Origin of the sequence: Enterococcus sp. DIV1444a, from assembly GCF_051712125.1 — a bacterium.
GTDB lineage: Bacteria > Bacillota > Bacilli > Lactobacillales > Enterococcaceae > Enterococcus > Enterococcus faecalis.
The window spans coordinates 1,319,225-1,338,319 of sequence record NZ_JBIOOG010000001.1; the positions used below are offsets into that span (position 1 = coordinate 1,319,225).

At 36.6% G+C, this 19,095-nt stretch carries 18 protein-coding genes; 14 read left to right on the forward strand and 4 right to left on the reverse strand.

All coding sequences use genetic code 11. The features are described from left to right. Positions 1-47 precede the first annotated feature (47 nt). Together IGI87_RS06530 and IGI87_RS06535 are read right to left on the reverse strand one after the other, a co-directional pair. Positions 48-1,184, reverse strand: coding sequence for a hypothetical protein (locus IGI87_RS06530; RefSeq protein WP_438736495.1), 1,137 nt, complete (start codon positions 1,182-1,184; stop codon positions 48-50). Positions 1,185-1,273: 89 nt separating this feature from the next. Further along, positions 1,274-1,879: an ATP-binding cassette domain-containing protein gene (locus IGI87_RS06535; protein WP_438736496.1), complete on the reverse strand. Its 606-nt coding sequence runs from the start codon at positions 1,877-1,879 to the stop codon at positions 1,274-1,276. Positions 1,880-1,992: 113 nt separating this feature from the next. On the opposite strand from IGI87_RS06535, the gene IGI87_RS06540 reads away from it, so the two are divergent. After that, positions 1,993-2,304, forward strand: a complete 312-nt coding sequence (locus IGI87_RS06540) for a hypothetical protein (protein WP_438736497.1) — start codon at positions 1,993-1,995, stop codon at positions 2,302-2,304. A 160-nt stretch (positions 2,305-2,464) separates the two neighbouring features. Here the strand turns inward: IGI87_RS06540 and IGI87_RS06545 are convergent, their stop codons facing one another. After that, positions 2,465-2,815, reverse strand: a complete 351-nt coding sequence (locus IGI87_RS06545) for a helix-turn-helix domain-containing protein (protein ID WP_104854981.1) — start codon at positions 2,813-2,815, stop codon at positions 2,465-2,467. Positions 2,816-3,006: 191 nt separating this feature from the next. Here IGI87_RS06545 and IGI87_RS06550 point away from each other — a divergent pair, with 191 nt between their 5' ends. The 5 genes from IGI87_RS06550 to IGI87_RS06570 all read left to right on the forward strand — a co-directional run bounded on the left by IGI87_RS06550 (position 3,007) and on the right by IGI87_RS06570 (position 8,067). Then, the gene (locus tag IGI87_RS06550) at positions 3,007-4,440 is read left to right on the forward strand and encodes an MFS transporter (RefSeq protein WP_104854982.1); all 1,434 of its coding nucleotides are present in this window, start codon (positions 3,007-3,009) and stop codon (positions 4,438-4,440) included. A gap of 204 nt (positions 4,441-4,644) precedes the next feature. Further along, positions 4,645-5,319: a metal-dependent hydrolase gene (locus IGI87_RS06555; protein ID WP_438736498.1), complete on the forward strand. Its 675-nt coding sequence runs from the start codon at positions 4,645-4,647 to the stop codon at positions 5,317-5,319. 9 nt (positions 5,320-5,328) lie between these two features. Then, positions 5,329-6,648 carry a DRTGG domain-containing protein gene (locus IGI87_RS06560; RefSeq protein WP_002357743.1) on the forward strand — a complete coding sequence of 440 codons (1,320 nt, stop codon included), beginning with the start codon at positions 5,329-5,331 and terminating at the stop codon, positions 6,646-6,648. A gap of 13 nt (positions 6,649-6,661) precedes the next feature. Next, entirely contained in the window at positions 6,662-7,615 is a 954-nt protein-coding gene (locus IGI87_RS06565; protein ID WP_317095357.1) for a DHH family phosphoesterase, read from the forward strand. Positions 7,616-7,728: 113 nt separating this feature from the next. Further along, positions 7,729-8,067, forward strand: coding sequence for a zinc ribbon domain-containing protein YjdM (locus IGI87_RS06570; RefSeq protein WP_002357741.1), 339 nt, complete (start codon positions 7,729-7,731; stop codon positions 8,065-8,067). A gap of 60 nt (positions 8,068-8,127) precedes the next feature. Here the strand turns inward: IGI87_RS06570 and IGI87_RS06575 are convergent, their stop codons facing one another. Further along, entirely contained in the window at positions 8,128-8,526 is a 399-nt protein-coding gene (locus IGI87_RS06575) for a hypothetical protein (RefSeq protein WP_280210394.1), read from the reverse strand. A 55-nt stretch (positions 8,527-8,581) separates the two neighbouring features. Here IGI87_RS06575 and IGI87_RS06580 point away from each other — a divergent pair, with 55 nt between their 5' ends. The 8 genes from IGI87_RS06580 to IGI87_RS06615 all read left to right on the forward strand — a co-directional run bounded on the left by IGI87_RS06580 (position 8,582) and on the right by IGI87_RS06615 (position 19,082). Further along, positions 8,582-9,763 carry a VanZ family protein gene (locus IGI87_RS06580; protein ID WP_113793922.1) on the forward strand — a complete coding sequence of 394 codons (1,182 nt, stop codon included), beginning with the start codon at positions 8,582-8,584 and terminating at the stop codon, positions 9,761-9,763. Between the two features lie 53 nt (positions 9,764-9,816). Next, the gene (locus tag IGI87_RS06585; RefSeq protein WP_407057402.1) at positions 9,817-11,175 is read left to right on the forward strand and encodes a DEAD/DEAH box helicase; all 1,359 of its coding nucleotides are present in this window, start codon (positions 9,817-9,819) and stop codon (positions 11,173-11,175) included. 544 nt (positions 11,176-11,719) lie between these two features. After that, positions 11,720-12,403, forward strand: a complete 684-nt coding sequence (locus IGI87_RS06590) for a helix-turn-helix domain-containing protein (protein ID WP_104854988.1) — start codon at positions 11,720-11,722, stop codon at positions 12,401-12,403. A gap of 344 nt (positions 12,404-12,747) precedes the next feature. Then, positions 12,748-15,390, forward strand: coding sequence for an alanine--tRNA ligase (gene alaS, locus IGI87_RS06595; protein ID WP_438736499.1), 2,643 nt, complete (start codon positions 12,748-12,750; stop codon positions 15,388-15,390). A gap of 202 nt (positions 15,391-15,592) precedes the next feature. Beyond that, positions 15,593-16,309 carry a tRNA (adenine(22)-N(1))-methyltransferase gene (locus IGI87_RS06600; RefSeq protein ID WP_438736500.1) on the forward strand — a complete coding sequence of 239 codons (717 nt, stop codon included), beginning with the start codon at positions 15,593-15,595 and terminating at the stop codon, positions 16,307-16,309. Further along, complete coding sequence (locus tag IGI87_RS06605; protein ID WP_438736501.1) at positions 16,293-17,411, forward strand: Nif3-like dinuclear metal center hexameric protein; 1,119 nt, start codon at positions 16,293-16,295, stop codon at positions 17,409-17,411. Before IGI87_RS06600 ends, IGI87_RS06605 begins: the two co-directional genes overlap by 17 nt. Before the next feature lie 29 nt (positions 17,412-17,440). Then, positions 17,441-18,670, forward strand: a complete 1,230-nt coding sequence (pepT, locus tag IGI87_RS06610) for a peptidase T (RefSeq protein WP_113793927.1) — start codon at positions 17,441-17,443, stop codon at positions 18,668-18,670. A 145-nt stretch (positions 18,671-18,815) separates the two neighbouring features. Beyond that, positions 18,816-19,082, forward strand: coding sequence for a DUF1294 domain-containing protein (locus tag IGI87_RS06615; protein ID WP_438736502.1), 267 nt, complete (start codon positions 18,816-18,818; stop codon positions 19,080-19,082). Positions 19,083-19,095: the final 13 nt, after the last annotated feature.

The following is a 19,095-nucleotide window of genomic DNA, read 5'->3' on the forward strand; positions in this document are numbered from 1 at the left end:
ACAACCTTCATTTCCACCACAGACGACGGTCGTGGTGGTTTTTTTGTTTAGGTTCTAGTTTTTTTTGCTATTAACTTTTGAGAAGGACAGAGTAAGATAGTTAGAGAGATTATGACAAGTACGAGAATGGTGAGAAGAGTTATTAAGATCCCGTTTTGATAGGTTAACAATGGATTTCGCAAAGGTCTCATAATGTCACCACCTAATAGAATATGAGGCATATCCAAGTAGCTTAAGAGAATGTAAGGTTTTAAGTTCTCGTTAAGTAACGTATTGAGTACATCGTATTGTCCAATCACTAATGGAATAATTAAAACTGAGAGATTTAGAATTAAATTACTTGTTAGAATGCTGAATACTAAACTTAACAATGCTAGAAATGCTAGAAATAATATAAAAAAGAAGATTGTTTTAACGACAAAGTCACCTGTTGCTATCAAACTGACTTCCGTATTTTTCGAACTGGTGGCAATCGGGTAATTAAACACACCCAGTCCATTTTTCAGAAAGACAAATACAAGTACAAGGAGAAATGCGCTGAGTAGGTTTGCAAAGAGCGACAAAACAATGGCAAAAAGCTTGGTGTAATATGTTCGTACATAGGAGTTAGAAGAAACACAATACCAAATGAAATTATGTTTTTTATAGTCTAAATTAAATAAATAAGCAATCTGGAAACTAATCAGAATTAAAATAATTTGCATTAATTGAGGAGAAGAAAAAACCAAATTTAGATATTGGATTACGCCCATCTTTTTTGGATTATCACTCGTTTTATTTAGCCCATTGTTTTTTAAATACTCCAGTACGGCCACTATACTTTTTTGTTCACTAATTGGTCTAGCTTGCAGACTACCATCTAGAATTCCTTCTAGCGTTTTTTTTTCCAAGTTATACTCATTTTCAACAATCGCTTTTTGATCTCCTTTCTTTAGAGAATCAATGAGTTTTTTTAAATAACCATTTGTTTCCTTGATGTCTTCAACGATTTTTGTTGCAGTTGGGTCGTCTTTGATACTTTCAATCGTTGTTATGCCGGCATAGTAATTATCTTCGTAATATTTTACATAATTAAAATTGGCATTTCCTAGAAAAAAAGGAACGCTAATAACGAGAACGAATAATGCAAACAGAAAATAAGTGGTTTTCTCTCGAAAAATTTTAATTAGTTCAAATTTTATCATTTAGGCACGACCTTTCGTTGCATATAGTTCGTAGTATTCTTCTTTTAATTGTAGATAGTCTAGTGACGCTGCTTTCAGAATACCGCTATCTAAAAATAAATTGCATCACAAAGCTTGCTTATTTCGAAAATATTATGAGATGACAAAAGTAATGTTTTTCCTTGCTTTTTTAAAGTAAGAAAGACGGTTGCTAGGTACTCAACATTTTCAATATCGAGACCATTTAATGGCTCATCAAAAATCAGAAAAGACGCGCCACTAGCGATGGCGACTGAGAGCAAGGCTTTTTGCTTCATACCTGCAGAAAGGTGTTTAATTTTTTTGTTTATGTACGTGTTAACACCGACTAAGTTAATGATTGATTCAAAATTAGCATCATGTTTCCATAACTTGGCCGCTACTTGCATATTCTCGTAAACGGTAAGATTTGCAAATAATTGATTAGCGGATTCTATGAAAAAGATTTTTTTATTGTAGTCAGATCTGTTTTTGATTGATGTTTTATCAACTATTACTTCACCAGATTCAAACGGAATAAGTTGGACGAGTGATTTAAAAAAAGTCGTTTTTCCTGTACCATTTGGGGCCACAATACATGTGATTGATCCCGTATTTAATGTAAGCGACAAGTTATTCAAGATGTTTTTATTGTTCAATGCTACGCAGATCTTGGTTATTTCTATTGAATTATTCAATTTTTTTCCTCCTTTTATTAGAAATTAGTTATATAGATTATATTAACATTAAATTAAAGAAAGAGAAAGTTGTGTATGGTTGTGTTCTAACAAATTTGTTGGGTGTTAGTTTGGTGTTTAATTCACCAGTAGAGGCGGAAGAAGTCATTCAAAATGATGCGTTAGTTGAATTGCAAAACGAGATTGGTAGTCAATCTGTTAACCCAAGAAACAGAGCTTATGTTGGTTGGGTCGTGAGGTATTTCCATCAATATCAAACTCGAGCAACAGGGAATTGGGCGCCAAATTTACATGGATATGTTTATGGGAAAATCAATGTGCGTAATGATTATTCTGCGAATGGATGGACGTATTTGGGAACAACGAATAATTCTAATTGGTTTACGATTGAACACAAGTTTAGAGAAAATTATCGAGTATGGTAAATCGATTATTTTATAAGTAAGGATAAATAAAGAAGATAAACCAAATAAAGGCCAGAAAGTGTCTCCTTCTGGCCTTTATTTGGTTTATTACAATGAATATGCTAGTGGCTGAATAAATTAATAAGTACAAACAACACAGAGCCGCTGACTGTCGTATTATTTAAGGATTGGTCATTTCAAATTTACGAAACCGCAAGAAACGATTTGCTTCTTCCTCTAACTGAGTAATTTCTTCCTCCGTTAAGCCTTCCGTAGTAATCTGAATATGTAACTCTTTTTGTATGTTGGTAATAGGTGCCTGATGATTAATCTCTGTTTGTTGGGTGCGGCCCATTAAATAGTCTAAGGAAACAGAAAAATAGTCTGCTATTTTTAAAAGATTCTCTACTTTAGGTGAAGAGGTATCCCAGCGACGAATTTGTCCATTGGAAATACCGACGTTTCTTTCTAATTGGGCGAGGGTTAATTGCTTTGACTGAGCTAATTGTTTAATGCGAGAAATTAAGGTCATTTCAAGTCCTCCTTGCGTTTTCCGTTTGTTAATTTTAAATTAGCGTAAAAGCGAAGGGTTGTCAATTGCGAGCGTGTAATAAGAAGGTGAACATCTCATGAGTGATTTTTTAGAAAATTTCCGATGAAAAAAAGCAGAAATAGAGTTATTATTAGTAAGTAAATTGCTTTGGAGCGAGAGGGGATGAATCAATGGAGAAAATTAAAAGTTACCAAGAGGATTCTGAAGTACAGAAAAATCGTTGGTGGATCTTAGTTTCTGTGGCTATGTTTACCTTCATGTCTACCTTAGATTCCAGTATTGTAAATATTGCTTTACCGACAATTTCAAAAGAAATGTTCGTACCCATGAATCAAGCGGAATGGGTCGTATCTATCTATTTAATGGTTGTCTGTGCTTGTTTATTATTATTTGGAAAAATTGGCGACAGTTTTGGAAAAATAAAAGTTTATCGAATTGGCACGGTTATTTTTACGATTGGTTCGTTACTTTGTGGCTTTAATCAATCACTGAGCTTTCTACTATTTGCGCGAGTCGTTCAAAGTATTGGTGCTAGCATGACCATGGCGACCAATTCAGGAATTATTACGGAAGTATTCCCTCTGAAGGAAAGAGGGCGGGCGCTCGGTGCAGTAGGTGCCTTTGTCTCTTTAGGAGCGATTGCTGGTCCTGGGATTGGTGGGTTGATTTTATCAAACTTTTCTTGGTCTTATATTTTTTGGATTAATGTTCCCGTGGGGCTAATTACAATTTTAATCGGTGAAAAGTTTCTACCAAAAGATATTACAAAAACAAAAGAAAAAATCGATTTTCCAGGATTTGCTTGTATTGCCATTGCGATTATGACGTTCTTCGGCGGGATTTTCCTCGGACAAGAGAGCGGATTTGGCTCGGTACAATCCTATTTATTGTTCATTATTGCAGTAATCGCACTAGGATTATTTATAATGGTTGAACGGAAAAGAAAAAGCCCACTTATTAAGTTCGCAATTTTTAAAAACAAAATTTTTACTTTAAGTTTATTGTCCGCCGTTTTAATTTTTGCCTCAAACTTTTTTGTAAATGTTGTCATTCCATTTTATTTGCAGGATGCACGCAAACTAAGTGCTAGTTATGCTGGTCTATTAATGATGGTATTTCCGTTATTAATGGTGGTTGGGGCTCCTCTGAGTGGCTATTTGACGGATAAAATTGGCCCAGGTATTTTAACGTTTGGCGGCTTGTTGCTTTTGTGCTGTACGTCGTTAATGTATATGTTTTTAGATATGAATTCGCCTATCTGGTATTATGTGATTGCAACAGCCATTATGGGATTAGGAAATGCACTTTTCCAGTCTCCAAACAATACAATGGTTATGAGCAGTGTTGAAAAGCAAGACTTAGGTGTAGCAGGAAGTATGAATTCTTTTGCTAGAAACTTAGGGATGGTCATTGGGATTGCGTTGTCAACGACCATTTTATATCGTGGCATGAGTGAAGCATATGGTGAAAGAGTGACCACGTATCTGGCTAATCGCCCAGATATATTTATTGTGGGAATGCGTGAAACCTTTTTTGTCGCCTTTCTATTATGTGTAGCGGCCTTTATATTAACGATTTTACGTTTTCGGAAAACAACCAAATAAGTAAAAAGAAACAGACGAGAAAGATTCATGATTTTTCTCGTCTGTTTCTTTACTAGCTAAGAAAATAAGCAAATGCGATTGTATATTTCTAATTCTCTGTTACAATAAAGAAAGTAAACTGTACTAAACTGTATTACTTTTAAGAATGAATTTGACGATTAATTATCATAAGATTGTGTAGAAAATACCGTAGGAGGAATACAAATGGAACTGATAGGACATGGACATTCATGTATTGAAATTCGTCTAAATGACGGCACGAACCTTTTATTTGATCCTTTTATTAATGGCAACCCTTTAGCGGACGTTTCACTTGCAGATTTACACCCTGATTACATCTTAATCACTCATGGACACAGCGATCATATTGGCGATATGCTAGCAATTGCTCAAGCCAACAAGGCAACGATTATTGCGATAGCTGAAGTGGCTACGTATGCGCAGTCGCAAGGGGTAAAAGCGCATGGAATGAATCTAGGTGGGCGCTGTGTCTTTCCTTTTGGTTCGGTTAAATTTGTACCAGCTTTGCATAGTTCCGGTTATGAAATTGACGGCGTAATGACTTACATGGGCGAAGCAAGTGGGATTATTTTAGAAGCAGAAGATAAAAAAATTTATCACGCTGGTGATACGGCGTTGTTTTCAGATATGCGCCTTTTTGCAAAAGACCAATCCATTGATGTAGCGTTCTTACCAATTGGCGATAATTATACGATGGGACCAGAGGATGCGCTACAAGCAGTCTCTTACTTAAATCCCAAAATAACCATTCCAATTCATTACAATACCTTTCCTGTTATCCAACAAAATCCAGCAATATTCGTAGAACAAGTAGTTGGCGGGAAAGTATTAAACCCAGGAGAGACGATCCTAGTTTAGGAGGAAATTATGGCGACGAAACATGATCAAATTTTAAAACATATTGAAGAATTACCGATTGGCGATCGAATCTCTGTTCGAAGCATTGCCAAAAGTTTAAGTGTTAGTGAAGGAACAGCGTATCGGGCCATCAAAGATGCAGAAAATATTGGGCTTGTTTCCACCATTCAACGTGTTGGTACGATACGAATTGAGCGGAAGTTAAAAAAACATATTGAAAAATTAACATTTGGTGAAGTGGTCCGGATTATTGAAGGAGATGTGTTAGGCGGTAGCTCTGGTCTAGACAAAGTCCTTAATAAATTTGTAATTGGTGCGATGACAGAAACCGCGATGACGCGATATATTACTCCCGGATCCTTAATGATTGTTGGTAACCGCCAAGGTGTGCAAAAGCTTGCTTTAGAAAATGGGGCAGCCGTTTTAATTACAGGTGGATTTGAAACATCTGAAGAGATTGCGCAGTTAGCAGATCGTCTGGGTATGCCTGTCTTGAGAACCACATATGATACATTTACTGTGGCTACTATGATTAACCGTGCTTTAAGTGATCAGCTGATTAAAAAAGACATTTTACTCGTCAGTGATATTTATACAGCGCTTGAAAAAACCAATTATTTGTTGACAACTCAAACGATTGCAGATTATCAGGCATTATCTGAAAGTACCCATCATTCTCGTTTCCCAGTAGTAAATAAGAAATTACGTTTAGTGGGGATTGTCACAGCCAAAGATGTCATTGGTAAAAGTGAACATTTAACCGTGGATAAAGTCATGACAAAGGACCCCAATGTTGTGAAAAAGATGATGAGTGTGGCGAGTGTCAGTCATCAAATGATTTGGGATGGTCTAGAAGTCATGCCGGTGGTAGAAGATGATTTAGCGCTTGTTGGAATTGTTTCTCGCCAAGATGTGATGAAAGCCATGCAATTGGTGCAACGACAACCACAAATTGCAGATACAATTTCAGATCAAATTTCCGGGGAAGTGATGCCTGTTGAAGAAAATGGCAAAGAAACAACCCGTTTTCGTTTTTCGGTTGCGCCCCAAATGGTTAACAGTGTTGGTACCATCTCGTTTGGTGTCCTAAGTGAAATTATTTCTAACGTGACACAACGAACAATGTTGATGAATCAAAAAAGAAATGTACTAATTGAACAAGTGAATCTACATTATTTGCGGCTAATCCAGTTGGAAAGTGAATTGGACATTCGTCCACGGATTTTAGAAATTGGTCGTCGCTCTGCAAAATTAGATATTGAAGTTTATTTAGAAAATGTCATTGTGGCAAAAGCAATTGTTGTTTGCCAAGTGATGGAGAGAACGTAGGAGGCTACAAAGAATGGACGTAGTAAAAGAAATTATGGCAGCAATTAAACAATATGAAACAATTATTATTCATAGACATCAAAGGCCCGACCCAGATGCGATTGGCTCACAGGTTGGGTTAGCAGAACTCTTAAGAGCGAGCTTTCCTGAAAAAAATATTTATCAAGTAGGCGGACCAGTGGAAGGCTTAGAGTTTTTAGCTGAAATGGACGTTATTACTGACGATGTCTATCGAGGTGCATTAGTCATTGTAACAGATACTGCAAATGCTCCACGAATTAGTGATGCGCGTTTTTCTTTAGGCGATCAATTAATTAAAATCGATCATCATCCGAATGATGAACCCTATGGAGATTTAGTTTGGGTGAATACAAATGCAAGTAGTTGTAGTGAAATTATTGTTGATTTTTGGCAACAGCATTTAGCAGAATTAACGATGACAGATAATGCAGCTCGTTTATTGTATGCTGGGATTGTGGGGGATACAGGGCGTTTTCTTTATCCTTCCACTTCGGCGCATACACTCGCTGTCGCTGCGCAATTGCGTACGTTTAACTTTAATGCCGCAGACTTAAATCGTGAGTTAGACCAAATGCCTTTAAAGGTTGCTAAATTAGCGGGTTATATTTATCAAAATTTAGAAATCGACGCAAATGGCGCTGCTCGTGTCGTTTTACCACAAAGTATTTTAAACAGTTATGATATTGTCGATTCTGAAACGGCAGCCATTGTTTCAATGCCAGGAAAAATTGAAGATGTTCTCTCATGGGCAATCTTTGTTGAACAGCCAGAAGGTTATTATCGCGTTCGATTACGTTCCAAAGGACCAATCATTAATACAATTGCCAAAAAGCATCATGGCGGCGGCCATCCTTTGGCAAGTGGTGCTAATGCACATGATGTAGCAGAAATTGAAGTGATTTACCAAGAAATCCAGGCAGCTTGCCAAGAGTGGGCCCCAAAATAAATCAGTAATTAGAAAGTACTTATCTGTCGTTGATAAATCATTAGGACTACTTTTCATTCACTAGAAAATAAGGTAAAATGAAAAAGAATTATTTTTTACAAAGGAGAACGTTAATGACAGAGCAATTACCAAACTGCCCTGAATGTGGGTCGGCATATGCCTATGAAGATCGCGGACTATTTATTTGTCCAGAATGCGGTCATGAATGGTCACCAACGGAAGAAGTTGCAGAAGAAGGCTTAGTAGTCAAGGATTCAAATGGCAATCTTTTAGCGGATGGTGACAGTGTTACTGTAATCAAAGATTTGAAAGTCAAAGGTGCTAGCGGAGCAATTAAACAAGGCACAAAAGTGAAAAACATTCGTTTAGTGGAAGGCGATCATAACATCGACTGTAAGGTAGATGGCTTTGGTCCAATGAAGTTAAAATCTGAGTTTGTTAAGAAAAATTAAATTTCATTTGAATGATGAGACAGTAAGAGTCTAGGACACAACCATCGTCCTAGACTCTTACTAATGTTTATCGGTCTTGTATTTTATCATTGTACGAAGGCCGTGCCAAGCGTTGTAAATAGTGAGGATTAATCCGATACCTAAAGGAATCCATAACCATTGCGGAGAATAAGCGGCATCTTTTAACGTTTCAGGATTGATGGTCCATGATTCTTGCAATACTTGGAAACTAAAAACCATCAGAAATGTTGAAATAAGTAGCAAAATAAACCGTAAATAATGAATCGTTGTTTGACGGTGAATCAGTGCAAAGAATAAGTAGAGTACAAGTAAGAATAGCGGCACTCCAAATGCAAAATATGGCTGTAACATGAGAACGTCCTCCTTTTTCTTAATGATACTGCAAAGGAGATGATTTGCAAAATAAAATTTATTGTTGGTACATTTTTTTAGAAACAAGTATAGTGTTATTGAGGCATTGATACTTGAAATTGTATATCTTGGAGGAATTTTTATGGCAGTATATAGCGAACCAATTAAATGGGCAATCATTATTTTCCCGTTTCTAGCATTTTTTATTTCTGGGGCATTATTAATCTATGAATACCGCAAATATGGTTCATTTGTTTGGACACGAGCAATGATTTTGTATTCATTTGTTTTTTATTTATTATGTGCCTATTTCTTGGTGATTTTACCGTTGCCATCTCGGGCAGAAGTGGCTCAATACACAGGACCAACAATGGAATTGCGGCCTTTTCATTTTATTTCAGGTATTTTAAACGAAACCGTTTTTTCGCTCAAAGATCCTAGTACGTATTTACCAGCATTAAAACAGCATGCCGTTTTAGAACCACTGTTTAATGTTTTATTAGTTTTACCTTTTGGTGTGTATTTACGGTATTATTTCAAATGCTCATTTTTAAAAACAGTTCTTGCTAGTTTTTTATTGTCATTATTTTTTGAATTAACACAGTTATCTGGTCTTTATTTTATTTACCCACGTTCGTATCGCTTGGCGGATGTCAATGATTTAATTAATAATACCGTCGGAGGAATGGTTGGGTATTGGTTGACGCCGCTCTTTACCTTTTTATTGCCAACACGAGAAGAAATTGATGCCACCTCTTATGAAAAAGGGCAGACAGTTAGCCTGTTAAGACGTTTCTTAGCTTGGGGGATTGATTGGTTGGCGATTGGCTTTGTACAAGGCTTGCTCGTTTTTGGATTAAATTTTATTCCAGCTTATAAAAATTGGGCAACTAATTATCCAATTTTTTCAGATCGGATGTGGTTCTTTATCATGGTTTTTGCGGTCTTTATTGTCATGATGAAACTAACTAATGGTCAAACGTTAGGTAAAAAAGTAGTTCGCATTCGGGTGGTTGAAACAGGACATGAAAAAATTCGTTTAAAAGCCTTGTTTGTTCGCTACGGTTATTTGTATTTTGTGTATGGCTTCATTAGTATTTATCTAGCTAATGCCACTGATTTATTGAATTCTTCTAATCGGATGTTGCAAATGGTGTCATTACTCTTGTATTTGTTCTGTTTAATTTTATATTTACTATTTTTGGTCAACGTTTTGGTTACCTTGATTCGTAAAAAACGTCGTTTGTTTTATGAAAAAGCCAGCCATACTTATACAGTCAGTACATTAGAAGTTGCGAAAACAAAGGAATCAGCAGGTGAGTAAAAGTTGTTTTTGTGTTATAATGCCAAAGTGCATAAAGAATTTAACGAGAAGAGGTGAGGCAAGTGCCTTCATTTAAACAATTTCAATTTCAACCTTTTATTAACGAAGCACTCGCAGAAAAAGGGTTTGAAGAACCAACAGAAGTCCAAGAAAAATTAATCCCAATCATTAAGAAGGGGAAAAGTGTCATTGGACAATCACAAACAGGAAGTGGAAAAACGCATACTTTTTTAATTCCATTACTTGATAAAGTTAAGCCAACCATCAACGAAGTGCAAATTGTGATTACTGCGCCTAGTCGTGAATTAGCCAATCAAATTTATCAAGAAGCGCAGCAACTGGCTCGTTTCAGTCAACCAGAAATTCGAGTGTCAAATTTTGTTGGCGGAACAGATAAACAACGGCAATTAAATAAATTAAAGCATCAGCAACCTCATGTGGTGATTGGTACACCAGGGCGAATTTTAGATATGATGAATGAGCAAGCCTTGAAAGTGCATACGGCTTTTGCCTTTGTTGTCGATGAAGCAGATATGACACTAGATATGGGCTTTTTAGCAGAAGTCGATCAAATTGCTGGTCGTTTGCCAGAAAAATTACAAATGCTCGTCTTTTCTGCAACCATTCCAGAAAAACTACGACCATTTTTAAAAAAATATTTAGAAAATCCAGTGATTGAACAGATCAAACCAAAAGCAGTTATTTCAGAAACAATTGACAATTGGTTGATTTCCACTAAAGGAAAAAACAGCAATCAAATCATTTATCAATTATTGACTATCGGGCATCCTTATTTAGCAATTGTTTTTGCAAATACCAAACAGCGAGTCGATGAAATCACTGATTACTTAAAAGATCAGGGCCTAAAAGTTGCCAAAATTCATGGAGATATCACACCACGCGAAAGAAAACGTGTGATGCGTCAAGTTCAAAATCTTGATTATCAATATGTGGTAGCTACTGATTTAGCGGCGCGTGGGATTGATATTGAAGGGGTTTCGCATGTCATCAATGCAGAAGTTCCCCATGAATTAGACTTCTTTATTCATCGAGTTGGCCGCACAGGACGTAATGGATTAAGCGGGACTGCCATAACATTATATTCACCAGCAGATGATGAAGCGATTACTCAGATTGAGCAGTTAGGTGTTTCTTTCAAACCAAAAGAAATTAAAAATGGTGAGATTGTAGAGACGTATGATCGCAATCGTCGAACAAAACGAGAAAAATCTCGAGAAGAATTAGACCCAACGTTAATTGGTTTAGTGAAAAAGAAAAAGAAAAAAATTAAACCGGGATACAAGAAAAAAATTAATTGGGCAATTGAAGATAACAATAAGAAAAAACGTAAAATTGAGCGTCGTCAAAAAGATCGTTCTGCCAGAAAAGCCAAAAAGAATTCTTCTAATTAAAAAAGATGTTGAATATTAAAAGTGAGGAACTAGAATCGAAAAGATTTTAGTTCCTCCTTTTTTTGATAAATATTTAAGTCATTTTTAAAATAACTCTTTTTTAAGAGCTGTTATCGCTAAAAGTGAAAAAAATTACTAATTAATTGTAAAGATTTTTATTAAAAACATCAAAATGTTGGTCTTTAGAACCAACATTTTGATGTTTTCTCAAGAAAATAATAATAAATTTATAGAATTTTTAGTGTGTTTTAGCAAAAAATGGGAAGTTTTGGGCCTTTTTTTGGTAAAAAACTGGCTGTAATAGTTGCTACTAAAGGAAATTCATTTTTTTTTACGGAGGATAAAAAAATTTTACACACAAAAAAATTCATTTTCTAATATAATATAAATAACCACCAAAATAAAGAAAAAAGGAGTGAAGAGAGATGAAGTTAAAAAGGTGTTTATTAATCAATCGATGGAAGAAATACACAATTTGGTAACGTATTTTGATTGATCCGTTTAGTTATTAGTAGTAGAAAGAAATTCTAGGAGGAAAGAAGAAATGAGAAGGATTTTGGTATTAACAAAGAACATTTTAGTTGAGCAAACATTTCAACAGCAATTACAACATTTAAATTATGAAGTCTTTTGTACAAACTGTTTTGAAGAAACTATAGAACGTGAGTTAGCTTTTTTTAATTATTTTGATGCAATTGTTTTAAGCGAGACACTTTCTCAGAATGATTGTTTGAGATTGCTAGGGAGTCTTACATCATTAGAGAAACCGATTTATCGACGTTCGCAATCGCTGTGTAACAAACGTGAAGCGGAGATTTGGCAGGAAAGAGGCATTATCCGATGGTTAGGTCTAAAAGATTCATTGGAAGATATTCGTGAAAAGATTGACATTGTCGATCAAAATTTTGCCGAAGTAACAGCCGAGCTATTTGACGAGCAAGTAAAAAAGATTCGCTTTACAAAAAACGAGCAACGTTTTTTAAAAATCTTGTATCATCATGCCCACGAAGGGTTGGACCGTGATCAAATTTGTCGCATGCTTTGGCAGAAAGAACCAGATGCTTCGACAAAATCGCAGCTGTCTTTTGTATGTAAACGAGTGAAACAAAAATTTAGTGAGGCAGGCATGAATGAAGAAATTATTACAACCTCGTGGGGGAAAGGGTATCAAATAAATGAACAAATTTTACCTTATTTAGAGCAAACATTGTTTGAAACAATTCAGTAAGAAACATTCCTACGAAAACAATTGACTTTTCAGCAGATCTTTCTTATACTTTTGACTATAAGCTAAAGGATATGAGGAATCTTATTTTGATCACAGAAAGCCGTTCATTGCTGAGAGAAGGGCATCAGATAAATTTACTTGCTCCCTTTAGATGGACTTGATAGAAATATCAACGCGACTCTGCGTTATAGAGCTTAAGAGGTAATGATCCAACATCATTGCAATCAAGGTGGTACCGCGAGCAATCGTCCTTGACTGCAATGGTGTTTTTTGTGTTCACAATCAGCCGCTTAAGAGGGTACAAAACATAAATAGTTAATTATTAATAGAAAGTAGGAAAATCAATGAAAGAATTAACAAGTAGTCAAGTTCGTCAAATGTATTTAGACTTCTTTAAGTCTAAAGGACATTCAGTAGAACCAAGTGCTTCTTTAGTACCAGTAAATGATCCAACCTTGTTATGGATTAACTCTGGTGTTGCAACTTTGAAAAAATATTTTGATGGCTCTGTTGTGCCAGAAAATCCAAGAATTACGAATGCCCAAAAATCTATTCGTACAAATGACATTGAAAATGTTGGGAAAACGGCCCGTCATCATACAATGTTTGAAATGTTAGGAAACTTCTCAATTGGGGACTATTTTAAAAATGAAGCGATTCACTGGGCTTGGGAATTTTTAACAGGTGCTGAATGGCTTGCTTTTGACCCAGAAAAATTATATGTGACTGTTTATCCGAAAGATACAGAAGCGAAACGCATTTGGCGTGATGAAGTTGGTTTATCTGAAGACCATATTATTGATGTGGAAGATAACTTCTGGGATATTGGTGCTGGTCCAAGTGGTCCGGATACGGAAATCTTTTATGATCGCGGCGAAGAATTTTTAGATATCCCAGAAGATGATCCAGAAAATTATCCTGGTGGCGAAAATGAACGCTATTTAGAAATTTGGAACTTAGTTTTCTCTGAATTCAACCATACACCAGAAGATACGTACGAACCATTACCACATAAAAACATTGATACGGGGATGGGCTTGGAACGTGTTGTGTCTATCATTCAAGATGCCCCAACAAACTTTGAAACTGATTTATTTATGCCAATCATTCATGCGGTAGAAGCTTTAGGAACCAACGTGAAATATGGGGATGCACCACAAACGGATGTTTCCTTTAAAGTGATTGCTGACCATATTCGTGCCTTGTCCTTTGCAATTGGCGATGGTGCGCTTCCTTCAAATGAAGGTCGTGGATATGTGCTGCGTCGTTTATTACGTCGTGCAGTAATGCATGGGAAAAAATTAGGCATTAATGAAGCCTTTTTATACAAATTAGTCCCTGTTGTTGGCGAAATCATGGTAAGCTACTATCCAGAAGTATTACAACAAAAAGACTTCATTGAAAAAGTGGTTCGGACAGAGGAAGAACGTTTCCATGAAACTATTAATGAAGGTTTAAGCATGTTAAATGAGGTTATTAAAGAAGTTAAAGACGCAAAAGGCGATACATTAGATGGAAAAATTATCTTCAAACTTTATGATACTTTTGGCTTCCCAGTAGAATTAACGGAAGAAGTTGCGGAAGATGAAGGCTTGAAAGTCGACCATGCGGGGTTTGAAACAGAAATGGAAGCACAGCGTGAGCGTGCTCGTTCTGCCCGCAGTAAAGAAACTTCAATGGGTGTTCAATCTGCATTATTAACAGATATTAAAGTAGAAAGTAAATTTGTTGGCTATACAGAATTAACACATGATAGTGAATTATTTGTTATTATTCAAGGTGACGCACTAGTAAATGAAGCATCTGCAGGAACGGCCGAATTAATTTTTGCCGAAACACCATTTTATGCTGAAATGGGTGGACAAATTGCTGACCGCGGCTATGTGAAAAATACCGCTGGCGAAGTAGTTGCCAACGTCGTGGATGTGAAAAAAGCACCAAACGGTCAATTTTTACACAAAGTAGAAGTTTTGGCGCCATTAGCTGAAGGCCAAATTTATCAATTGCAAGTGGACGAACGGATGCGGACACGTATTTTGAAAAATCATACGGCAACTCATTTATTGCATCGTGCTTTAAAAGATGTGTTAGGGGAGCATGCCAACCAAGCAGGTTCATTAGTTGCGCCGGGACATCTACGTTTTGACTTTACTCATTTTGGGCAAGTTACATCAGAAGAATTAGCGCGGATGGAAGCCATCGTTAACGAAAAAATCTGGGAAGCTATTCCTGTTGTCACGATTGAAACAGATATTGATACAGCAAAAAATATGGGCGCAATGGCGTTATTTGGTGAAAAATATGGCAAAGAAGTCCGTGTAGTTAATATTGGGGATTACTCTATCGAATTATGTGGTGGGACACACGTTGCTAATACAGAAGATATCGGGATTTTCAAAATTGTTTCTGAATCTGGGATTGGTGCAGGAGTACGCCGTATCGAAGCAGTGACGAGTAAAGAAGCGTATCAACTTTTACAAGAAGAAGAACGTCAATTGAAAGAGATTGCTACATTAGTTAAATCACCTCAATTAAAAGAAGTGGTTACGAAAACAGAGCAATTGCAACAACAACTACGTGATCTACAAAAAGAAAACGAACAATTGGCTGGTAAATTAGCGAACCAACAAGCTGGTGACATTTTCAAAGATGTCAAAGAGGTCAACGGTGTTCGTTATATTGCCGCTCAAGTCAATGTTAAAGACATGAATCAATTACGCCAATTGGCCGACCAATGGAAACAAAAAGAATTGTCTGATGTACTAGTTCTGGCAACTGCACAAGATGAAAAAGTAAGCTTGTTAGCGGCTATGACAGAAGACATGAACGGCAAAGGCTTAAAAGCCGGTGACTTAATCAAAGCAATTGCGCCAAAAGTTGGCGGTGGCGGCGGTGGTCGTCCTGATATGGCTCAAGCTGGTGGGAAAAATCCAGCAGGTATTGCGGATGCCTTAGCAGAAGTTGAAAACTGGTTGGCAAATGCCTAATTAAAAATGTTTTCCCTATTATTAATATAAGGAGAATGCTCTTTATAGCAATAATGACAGCCCTCTTCAAAGTGATGGAATTGATTTTGAAGAGGGTTCTTTTTTATAAATGATTAAGGAGAGAAAACAGTAGACTGCAGTAATGTCTAAGTTTTCATCTTCAATTGACAATGGTATAATAAGCAACGGAGGAATCAAAAATATGAATGAAAATCAATTATCAAAACGTCTCGCAACGGTTGGTGATTTAATCCCTAGAGGAAGTCGCTTAGCAGACATTGGTTCAGACCATGCTTATTTACCAGTTGCTTTAATGTCAGAAAATAAACTTTCTTTTGCTGTGGCTGGGGAAGTGGTGGAAGGCCCTTATCAATCTGCCAAAAACCAAGTCAGTAAATCCAATTTGACGGATAAAATTATCGTACGTTTAGCGAACGGGCTAGATGCAATTGAACCTGAAGATCAAATAGACGTCATTAGTATTTGTGGAATGGGCGGCACATTAATCCGAGATATTTTAGAAGCTGGACGCAAAAAAAATCGTTTAACAGGGAAGGAACGCCTTGTTTTACAACCGAATATTGGTGAACCAACTTTACGCCGCTGGTTAGTGGCAAATGACTACAGTATTATTGATGAAACAATCGTGGAAGAAAACCGTAAAATATACGAAATTATCGTAGCCGAAAAAAAAGAGCAATCCGTTTCTTATACGGACCAAGAATTACTATTTGGGCCAGTTTTAATTAAAAAACAAGGACCAGTTTTTACCAAAAAATGGCAACGAGAATTAAAACAGCGCAAAACGGTTCTTGCACAACTAGCAAAAGCAAGTGGAGAACATATTGAAAAACAAGCGAAACTACAGCAAGACCAACAATTAATTGAGGAGGTACTGGCCAATGGCTGTGAACGGTAAGACATTGATTCGACGCTTCAATGACTATTGTCCCGAGTGGCTAGCTGAAACGGGAGATCCTGTGGGCTTGCACATTGGTACGTTAGATAAACCAATTGAAAATGTGATGGTTACCTTAGATGTTCGTCCTGAGGTCGTTGCAGAAGCAATTGAGAAGCAGGTTGATTTAATTATTGCGAAACACCCACCTATTTTCCGCTCAGTTAAGCGATTAACCACAGATAATTTTCAAGAAAAAATGTACGCTGATTTATTAAAACACGATATTGCTGTTTACGCAGCGCATACTAACATGGATATTATTGATAATGGCTTAAACGATTGGTTTTGTGAATTATTGGGAATTAAACAGACCACCTTTTTAACTAAAACACATACTGTTCCTTATAAAAAATTAGCCGTTTTTGTGCCAATTGATGAAGCTCCGCAAATGAGAGAAGCTTTAGGTCTAGCTGGCGCTGGAGCTCAAGGTGATTATTCTAAAACAAGTTACTCTTTAATTGGAACAGGACGTTTTACACCAACACAAGGAGCAAATCCCACGATTGGCGAAATTGGTCAAGAAAGTGTTGTCCAAGAAGCAAAAATCGAAGTGATTTTCCCTGAAACTAAGCAAGAACAAGTTCTGGCAGCTATGTTACAGGCACATCCTTATGAAGAACCAGCGTATGATGTTTATACCATTGAAAATCAATCAAAAGAATTTGGTTTAGGTCGGGTTGGAGTATTAGACAAGCCTGTGAGGCTCTCTGATTTTGTACAGCAAGTCAAGGAAGCTTTCCAATTGGACGGCTTGCGGGTCATTGCAAAAGATGATACTAAAATGATTCAACGGGTAGCCATTTGTGGTGGAAGTGGTGAAAAATTCTATCATGATGCATTACGTAAACAAGCCGATGTCTATATTACTGGTGATGTGTATTATCATACGGCACATGACATGATTGCTGAAGATTTACCAGTTATCGATCCTGGTCATTACATTGAAGCGCTTTGTAAGCCAAAACTTGTGGAATTAATGAATCAATGGAAACAAGAAAATGAGTGGGCTGTATCCATTTTTGAATCAGAAGCGAATACCAACCCATTTCGTTTTAAATAAAAAAATGAAGATTAAAGGAGTGTTCTTTTATGTATGAAAATTTATTACCTCGTTTTTTACGCTATGTGAAAACAGAAACACGCTCAGATGCAACAAGCACAACGACACCATCAACACAAACACAAGTAGCCTTTGCACAAACCTTAAAAAAAGAATTAGAAGAATTAGGAATGAGCGATGTTATTTATAACGAAACAAATGGTTTTGTAATTGCTACGTTACCTAGTAACGTGGAGAAAGACGTTCGTTCAATCGGCTTTATTGCCCATATGGATACCGCTGATTTTAATGCAGTGAATGTTTCTCCGCAAATTGTTGAGAACTATGACGGAGAATCAACGATTCCTTTAGATAAAGAAGGCAAATTCACTTTAAATACGAAAGACTTTCCTAACTTAAAAAATTATCGTGGTGAAACACTTATCACAACCGATGGTACCACTTTATTAGGGGCGGATGATAAATCAGGTATTGCGGAAATAATGACAGCCATGGAATATTTAATTAATCACCCAGAAATTAAACATGGCACCATTCGTGTGGCTTTCGGTCCTGACGAAGAAATTGGTGTCGGTGCCGACAAATTTGATGTCGCTCAATTTAACGTGGATTTTGCTTATACAATGGATGGCGGACCAGTAGGCGAATTACAATTTGAAACGTTTAATGCGGCGCAAGCAGAAATTACAATTCAAGGGAAAAACGTTCATCCAGGCACGGCGAAAAATACAATGATTAATGCGTTACAATTAGGAATTGATTTCCATAATGCCTTACCTGCTGACGAAGTTCCAGAAAAAACAGCAGGTGAAGAAGGCTTTTATCATTTAGCAGCGTTTGCTGGAACGCCAGAAGAAGCTACAATGACGTATATTATTCGCGACCACAATCGCGAGATTTTTGAAGCACGTAAAGCTAAAATTAAAGAAATTCAACAAACACTGAATGCACCATTTGATGAAGAACGAATCAAAGTTGACTTATTTGATCAATACTATAATATGCGAGAAGTAATTGAAAAAGATATGTCCATTGTCGAAATTGCTAAACAGGCAATGGAAGAATTGTCCATTCAACCAATTATTGAACCTGTTCGTGGTGGAACGGATGGCTCAAAAATTTCTTATTTAGGGATTCCAACACCAAATATCTTTGCTGGTGGCGAAAATATGCATGGCCGTTTTGAATTTGTTTCATTACAAGCCATGGAAAAAGCGACCAATGTGATTATTAAAATTGTTGAATTAAATGCAAAATAAATGAGGCACTCAATAGGAAAGTAAGAAAACGGGCAACCGAGAGCTTACTTTCCTGTTGTAGTTTCATGAGTCATTGAAAATTTTTTTGCAATTAGAATCAGAACAAGGTATCCTAGTACAGTAACTAGTTAGGAGACCAGAAAGAATGTTTCAGTGGATAGTAATCATTTATTTCCTCGTTATTAATTTAGTATTGTTTAGTATGATGGGTTATGACAAAAAACAAGCCAAACGTGGGAACTGGCGTATTCCAGAACGCCGCTTATTGACGATAGGACTGGTCGGTGGCGGTCTAGGTGGGCTAATGGGACAAAAGAAATTTCATCATAAAACCCAAAAACCAATTTTCGCATTGTGTTATTCAATTGGCGTAATCGTGATGATTAGTTGCATCTATCTAACGTTTAAGTAAGAACAAAAAAGGA